The following is a 4,915-nucleotide window of genomic DNA, read 5'->3' as shown; positions in this document are numbered from 1 at the left end:
ATATTAAGCTGTCGCTAATTTTGCTTTTGCTGCATCTTCTGTTGCAACCTGCTTCACACGATAACGCTTATCAGATGCCGCAAGGAACCCACCTATCATCATGAAGATCGAGCCAAACCATAACCAACGAACAAATGGCTTGTAATTAAGACGCACAGCAAACTCAGTTAAACTAATTGGATCGCCCATAGTGACATATAAATCGCGGAACAATCCCCAATCAATACCCGCTTCGGTCATATCCATAGTTCGAACATTATATTGACGACGATCAGGCTTTAACAAGGTAATAAATTCATCATCTTTGTAGATTTCGATTTGACCTTGTTGAGCGGTATAGTTTGGACCTACTACATTTTTAGTTTCTAAATACTTAAATGTATAACCAGCCAGTTCTTGGCTAATTCCTGGTCCCATACGCACGCTTTTTTCAATCGAGTAATTAGACACGATAGTTGCGCCCATTACCGACACAGCAATACCAAAATGAGCGACGATCATGCCTAATTGGCTACGGCCCATTTTATTAAGACTGATACCACCTTCTTTGTTGCTTACAATATTATAAGCAGCCCGCAAAGTTGATAGCATGATCCACGTTGTAGCCGCTACACCACACATCACCCAAGCATTAAATTGACCATCAGCAACAAATGGAGCCGACACACCAACCACTAACGCGATAATAGCAGGCACAAGTAACTGCTTTTTAATTTCACCCGGTTTAGATTTCTTCCAGCGAATAATTGGACCAATACCCATAAAGCCAAATAGCACTAACACGATAGGCACAAATACGGCATTAAAATATGGAGGGCCAACAGAAATTTTACCCATGCCTAATGCATCGATCAGTAACGGATAAAGCGTACCCAGCAAAACGGTACCTGCCGCAACAGTGAGTAACACATTACAGATTAGTAACATGGTTTCTTTCGATTTAAGCTCAAATCGTGCAGGGCTACTCATTTCGCTTGCTCGGAAGGCAAACAAAGTTAATGAACCACCAATGGCAATACCTAACAACAACAAGATAAACAAGCCACGACTTGGATCTGCTGCAAAAGAATGCACTGAAGTAAGAACGCCCGAACGTACAATAAAGGTGCCGAGTAAACTTAATGAGAAGGCAAAGATAGACAGCAATACAGTCCAGTTACGGAATGCCCCACGCTTTTCCGTCACAATTAATGAGTGCACTAAAGCAGTACCGACTAACCAAGGCATAAATGATGCATTTTCAACTGGGTCCCAGAACCACCAGCCGCCCCAACCTAATTCGTAGTAAGCCCACCAAGAACCAAGTGAAATACCACCAGTTAGAAATATCCATGCAGCTAAAGTCCAAGGACGACTCCAGCGTGCCCAAGCAGAATCAAGTCTGCCACTCATAAGGGCTGCAATAGCAAAAGCAAAACATACCGAGAAACCCACATACCCTAGATACAACATTGGCGGATGGAAGATTAAGCCAACATCTTGCAACATTGGGTTTAAATCTCGCCCTTCTAGAGGAATAGGGAATATCCGTTCAAATGGACTAGAAGTTAGGATCATGAATAAACTGAAGCCAACAACGATCATCGCTAAAACAGATAACACCCTTGCAGTAAAGACTTCTTCTAAGCCCTTACTAAACAGTGCCACTGACGCAGTCCATACAGACAACGCGAATACCCAGAATAATAATGAACCTTCATGACCACCCCATACCGCCGCAATTTTAAAGAATATTGGTAGTTGAGAATTAGAGTGATGGGCGACATAAGCCACAGAGAAATCATCAACAGCAAAGCTGTACCCTAGCGCTATAACGGAGAGACTGATGAAAAAAAACATTCCGTATGTCAGTGGCCAGGCATAGCGAACAAGATACTGGTCTTTACGTGCGGAACCATATAACGGCACGCTAGCTAGCAGTAAGGCAAAAGCCAAACCGAGAATTAGCGAGAAATGTCCAAGTTCTGGAATCATGGGTATTCCTTAGTCTAAAAAAATTAGCGGATCTGAAACAAACAAATCACGGCAGTACTAATTAATGCGGTGAAACTAATATACGCACATTAGCTTAAACGAATTTTAACGCATTTTAGAACTTGCTATGGCTTCTGTCTGCCATTTTCGTACAAAATTGGGTCACTAGTCTCATTATGAGTATCTATTCAATCAAAACGAAAATTTATAACAACCAGTCTGACATGGTTACCTTAACAAAGTTTCGTCTTAAGTTAGACAAACAATTCAATCTGTGAACCAGTACGCAACTCTCAGGATTTAGATTCATATCTTCCTTATATTACTATTCAATTAATAATCTTTACGTATAATCAAGATTCCAAGCACTGCGGAAAAACCGCTTTCTCTGTTAACCTAAAAGTGAATATTGAAACAATGACCACATTTTGGATATTTATTGCGCTTGTCGTACTCATCGGCCTAATCATGATTTGGGTTCCACATTTTCGCCAACAAAAGCTGTTACAAGCTGAAGAATCAGGTGTTCGTAGACAAACTAACCTTGAACTTTTTGCTGAACGCATCTCCATTCTTGAAAAGGAATTGCAAGACCAATTATTAGATCAGGTCGAATTCGAGGCATTAAAGAAAGAATTAGAGATAAATCTACTTCAGGACATGAGCCAGAAGGGTGATGACTCCCTTGATGTAGAAATTAAATCGAAAACCGCATTATGGCCTGCTTTTATGACCCTGTGTCTATTAGCAGTATCTGGTTACTTATATCAACACCTCGGTGCTTACAACGAATTAGCTAACCCACCACAAGCAAGCAATCCTCATCAAGGTATGGATCCTGCGCAAATTATGTCGCAACGGGTGCAGATGATGGAAGCTAAGGTTCAGGCACAGCCAGACGATAGCCAAGCTTGGTTTAGCCTTGGCCATGCTTATATATCTGCCAACCAATATGATAAAGCCATTGGCGCATTTGATAAGGTAATGGAACTTGTCGGCACGCAAGCAGAACTCCTTGGGCCTAAAGCAACCGCGCTATACTATAAAGCGAATCAGCAGATGTCGCCGGCGATTCAAGCTGTGATTGATCAATCTTTAGCCTTAGACCCACAAGACCCTTCTACACTACTTCTTGTTGGTATGGATGCATTCTTTACCGCTGATTACAAAAAAGCTATCAATGCTTGGCAGATGATCTTAGACAGCGATCGTGATGATGTTGATAGAACAGCATTAATGAATGCAATTGAATCTGCAAACATGCGCCTTAATGAAGGCTCGGCAATGCCTAATGGTGAGTCAACTCAAAAGCCAGCTGTTACGAGCAATGCTAATACAGTCGCAATTGAAATTTCTATTGCTCCAGAATTAGCAGACAAAGTAGCTGATACCGATACTGTGTTTATTTTCGCACGAGCAACTCAAGGCCCAAAAGTACCGCTAGCAGCAACTAAAATCAGTGCTAGCAGCTTACCTGTCACTGTCACACTAGATGACAGTACTTCTATGGGTGGTGATGTAAAACTGAGTTCTGTCGGAGAAGTAGAAATCATTGCAGTACTGTCAAAAAATGGCAGCGTGAAACCACAGTCTGGTGACCTAAAGGGTAACATTAAAGCCGTTAAGGTGGGTGGCAATGCTACACTAACTCTGGATACCTTAGTGCAATAGCACTGTGTAATATTAGTGATGTTAAAAGTTAGCATCACTGAAATTAACCCATAAAAAAACCGGCTACAAAGCCGGTTTTTTGATTTAGTTGAAAACTACTTAGACATAAACTGAATTGCGTTTTTGTAATCTTCATCAGTACAGTCAGTACACATACCACCTGGTGGCATTGCGTTTAAACCAGACTTAACTGAACCCACTAAGGCATCTAAACCTTTTGCTAGACGTGGTTCCCATGCCGCAGTGTCATGAACTTTAGGCGCACCGGCCACACCCATGCTGTGACATACTTGACACGCTTTATTATAAATAGCTTCACCTTCTTGAGCAAATACATTTGCAGACAAAGTTAAGGCAGCTACTGCAGTCATTGCTAACAATTTTTTCATATTCATCGTTCCTAATTGCAAATATACAAAGCTTAACGCTGCCCTTTGATTTAGAAGGCAGACTCATTTTTAGCAACGTTAGATTACTACAATTAGCAAAAAAACTCATCTTTTTGTGATAACAATCTCAGCTTAGGCTCTAAATCAAGACAATCTGTGTAGTTAAGGTAATATATTAGTAATCGATGAAAAAGTTCAAACTAAATACATAATTTTGGAACCATATCAAATTGCTAGCACTTAATCAGTGACAAAGCTAAACCGATAAAAGTGTTTGTGTTAATATCATTTCGAATTCATCCTCAAGTAAAATAAGAGGGATAAGTGACCATATCAAACCAATCACAAGTGCTATTAAGTGCCAACGAATTAACCTGTATTCGGGAAGAGCGCATTCTATTTGATGGACTGAGTTTTAATATCAATGCGGGGGATATTGTCCAGATTGAAGGCCCTAATGGTGCAGGTAAAACCAGTCTTTTACGAATTATTGCTGGTTTGTCACGTCCCTATGCTGGTGAAGTTGAATATAGTGGTGAAAACATCAATCGCTGTAGAGACGAATTTAATCACGACTTACTATATCTTGGGCATTTAGCTGGCGTAAAAAGTGAGCTAACAGCAGAAGAAAATCTTAACTTCAATTTAAGAATTAGTGGCTATGATGATTTCGATACCACTGCAATTTTGGCGAAAGTCAATTTAACCGGTTTTGAAGAAGCACTAGCAGGTCATTTATCTGCGGGACAACATCGACGTACCGCATTAGCAAGATTACAACACAGTAATTGTAAAATATGGATCCTCGACGAACCTTTTACCGCAATTGATAAAAAAGGTGTAGAAGAATTAGAGCAACTTTTTATTCAACATGCAGAATC

The 4,915-nt window shown here is 40.5% G+C and carries 4 protein-coding genes; 2 read left to right on the top strand and 2 right to left on the bottom strand.

What is annotated here, in order from left to right; all coding sequences use genetic code 11:
• Window positions 1-3: 3 nt before the first annotated feature.
• Window positions 4-1,974, bottom strand: a complete 1,971-nt coding sequence (locus CXF78_RS10095) for a heme lyase CcmF/NrfE family subunit (RefSeq protein WP_059746612.1) — start codon at window positions 1,972-1,974, stop codon at window positions 4-6.
• 417 nt (window positions 1,975-2,391) lie between these two features.
• Between CXF78_RS10095 and ccmI the strand changes: the two genes are divergently transcribed.
• Window positions 2,392-3,645 (top strand): c-type cytochrome biogenesis protein CcmI, encoded by a 1,254-nt coding sequence (gene ccmI / locus CXF78_RS10090; RefSeq protein WP_011635671.1) that lies wholly within the window; start codon window positions 2,392-2,394, stop codon window positions 3,643-3,645.
• A gap of 95 nt (window positions 3,646-3,740) precedes the next feature.
• On the opposite strand, the gene CXF78_RS10085 is transcribed toward ccmI, so the two are convergent.
• Window positions 3,741-4,034: a c-type cytochrome gene (locus CXF78_RS10085; protein ID WP_011635670.1), complete on the bottom strand. Its 294-nt coding sequence runs from the start codon at window positions 4,032-4,034 to the stop codon at window positions 3,741-3,743.
• 324 nt (window positions 4,035-4,358) lie between these two features.
• Between CXF78_RS10085 and ccmA the strand changes: the two genes are divergently transcribed.
• The coding region (gene ccmA, locus CXF78_RS10080) for a cytochrome c biogenesis heme-transporting ATPase CcmA (protein WP_102036697.1) at window positions 4,359-4,915 on the top strand (557 nt) is incomplete at its 3' end.

It is taken from the genome of Shewanella sp. 11B5 (assembly GCF_002836795.1).
Classification (GTDB): domain Bacteria; phylum Pseudomonadota; class Gammaproteobacteria; order Enterobacterales; family Shewanellaceae; genus Shewanella; species Shewanella frigidimarina.
Note: the sequence above shows the minus strand (reverse complement) of the source record. Positions and strands in the feature narration are given on the sequence as shown.

Excerpts from the sequence above, each read along its gene's own strand:
- CXF78_RS10095 (WP_059746612.1), bottom strand. The coding sequence starts at position 1,974 with ATGATTCCAGAACTTGGACATTTCTCGCTAATTCTCGGTTTGGCTTTT.
- ccmI (WP_011635671.1), top strand. The coding sequence starts at position 2,392 with ATGACCACATTTTGGATATTTATTGCGCTTGTCGTACTCATCGGCCTA.
- CXF78_RS10085 (WP_011635670.1), bottom strand. The coding sequence starts at position 4,034 with ATGAAAAAATTGTTAGCAATGACTGCAGTAGCTGCCTTAACTTTGTCT.